At 68.9% G+C, this 2,323-nt stretch carries 2 protein-coding genes; one reads left to right on the forward strand and one right to left on the reverse strand.

Annotation, left to right across the window (positions count from 1 at the left end):
- Positions 1-328: 328 nt before the first annotated feature.
- Positions 329-1,159 (reverse strand): helix-turn-helix transcriptional regulator, encoded by an 831-nt coding sequence (locus LCE31_RS38965; RefSeq protein ID WP_225022973.1) that lies wholly within the window; start codon positions 1,157-1,159, stop codon positions 329-331.
- A gap of 101 nt (positions 1,160-1,260) precedes the next feature.
- On the opposite strand from LCE31_RS38965, the gene LCE31_RS38970 reads away from it, so the two are divergent.
- The gene (locus tag LCE31_RS38970; RefSeq protein WP_225022975.1) at positions 1,261-2,022 is read left to right on the forward strand and encodes an SDR family NAD(P)-dependent oxidoreductase; all 762 of its coding nucleotides are present in this window, start codon (positions 1,261-1,263) and stop codon (positions 2,020-2,022) included.
- Positions 2,023-2,323 lie beyond the last annotated feature (301 nt).

The following is a 2,323-nucleotide window of genomic DNA, read 5'->3' on the forward strand; positions in this document are numbered from 1 at the left end:
CACCTCAGCCCCGTCGACTACGAAAATCAGCACCGGCAGGAGTCCGATAAGCTCACGCTGGCCGCATAACCACCCGAACGCGTGTCCACTTTCGCGGGGGAAGGCCCAGGCTAGGGTGGTGGATGACACCTATGGCGGAACCGCCATCAGACCTGGTAGAAGCACGGCCCAGCTCCCGGGCATCCGAGATCCGCTCTCCGCGGACGTTGCCAGCGTCGGTGAGCCTGGCTGTTGCTGACCGGCTGCACATCACGGGCGCCTGGCCCGTTTCTCAGAGCGTCATCAGTCGAATACGATCCGACGAGGCCAGTGGAGTTGCACGTGGCGGTCAGGCGACCGTTTCCCACGCCGCGAGCAGCGGCAGGTTCCGCGCGGTGGACGAGTCCGGTTCGACGGTGTAGACGATCAGCCGCTGTTCGGGGTCCTGCGGTTTCGCTACCGACTCGATCCCGAACTCCAGCGGCCCGGCCACCGGGTGCGCGATCCGCTTGCCCACCGACGTACGGTCCGTGACGCCGTGGCCATCCCACCAGCGAGCCACGTCCAGGTTGCTGGCGCGCAACTCGGCGACCAGAGCGGCGAGGCGCCGGTCGCCGGGGTGCCGTCCGACCTCGTACCGCATCGCGCCGACGGCCGGGGCGGCGAAATCAGCCCAGTTCTCGACCCGCTCGCGGGCGAGCGGGTCGAGGAAAAGCCAGCGCAGAAAGGAAGAACCAGGCTCCATCGGCGCACCGAGCACGGCGGTGAGGAGCGCGTTGCGGGCCAGAACCACGCCCCGGCGGCCGAGCAGCAGCACCGGCACGGCGAGGTTGTCCATTACCCGCAGCAGACCGGGGTCCGCCTGCTGCGACGCGCTGTCATCACGTGGGGCACGTCTGACCGGGGCGGCAAGGTTGCGGAGGTGCTCGCGCTCGACGCCGTCGAGTCCGAGCGCCCGCGATAGCGCCTCCACGACGTCCTCGCTGATCGTCGGCTGTCGGCCCTGCTCGATGCGGCTGTAATGGTCCAGGCTGAGCCCCGCGAGCACGGCCAGCTCCTCGCGGCGCAGCCCGGGCACTCGCCGCGGCCCGGGGAACGGTTCGATCCCCGCCTGCGCCGGGGTCAGGCCGTCCCGCCGCGAACGCAGGAAGGCCCCGAGGGGGGCACGGTGGGCTGGCATGCCCACCACCATATACGCTGCCGCAGGCACCTGCCTGGTCACACCGTGACCAGGCAGCACTTGCACTGGTACCTCGCCCGGATCCGGTGTTACCTGGCGACATGCCCCAGACACTCACGGGCCGCACGGCTCTCGTCACCGGATCCACCAGCGGCATCGGCGCCGCCACGGCACGCCACCTCGCCGCCGAAGGCGCGCGGGTCGTCGTCACCGGCCGCGACACCGCTCGCGGCGACACCGTGGTGAAGGAGATCCGCGACAACGGCGGCGACGCCGTGTTCATCGCCTCGAACCTCACCGCCACTCCGGACGCCCTGCGCGACTTCGCTCGGGAAGCCACCGACGCCGCAGGCGGCATCATCGACCTGCTGGTGCACAACGCCGCGGTATGCCCGGCCGTAGACACGCTCGCACTGTCCGACGAGGACCTGGAGCGGACGCTCGCGATCAACATCCGCGCCCCGCACGTCCTCACCGCCGCGCTGGCACCCGCGATGACAGAGCAAGGCCGCGGCGCGATTGTCATAGTGGGCTCGTGGATGGCGGAGGTCGGGCACGCGTTCGTCGGCCTCTACTCCGCGTCGAAAGCCGCCGAAGCGCAGCTCGCCCGCAGCTGGGCGGCCGAGTTCGGGCCGCGCGGCGTACGCGTCAACACCGTCGCGCCAGGCGCCACGCGCACCCCGATCAACGACGATTCGGACGACGTCATCCGCCGCATGACCGAAAACCTGCCCGCCGGGCGCGCGGGCACGCCGGACGACATCGCGGCTGCAGTCGCGTGGCTGGCCTCGGACCAGGCGGCGTACGTGTACGGCGCCACGATCCCGGTCGATGGTGGTATCACCGCTACCCGCGCGGGCTGACGAACTGTCAACCGCCCATGAACCTGGCATTTGATGATCGGGCAATCAGACCAGCTCGCGCCATCCATTTCTGTCTTCAAATGATGGCACCCTCAAGTGATCAACGCACCAGCTGCAGATGATCATGTGATCGTGGAGGCACAGGTGCGTGACTACGGGTTTTCGCCGGCGCAGCAGGATGAGATCTGGAGCCTGGGCCTTCTCCCCGCGAAAGTGGACACATGTTCGGGTGGTTATGCGGCCAGCGTGAGCTTATCGGACTCCTGCCGGTGCTGATTTTCGTAGTCGACGGGGCTGAGGT

It is taken from the genome of Streptomyces sp. 8L, assembly GCF_020176795.1.
GTDB lineage: Bacteria > Actinomycetota > Actinomycetes > Streptomycetales > Streptomycetaceae > Streptomyces.

Bases quoted from the DNA above. Each gene is read 5' to 3' on its own strand.
- LCE31_RS38965 (WP_225022973.1), bottom strand. From the start codon at position 1,159: ATGCCAGCCCACCGTGCCCCCCTCGGGGCCTTCCTGCGTTCGCGGCGG.
- LCE31_RS38970 (WP_225022975.1), top strand. From the start codon at position 1,261: ATGCCCCAGACACTCACGGGCCGCACGGCTCTCGTCACCGGATCCACC.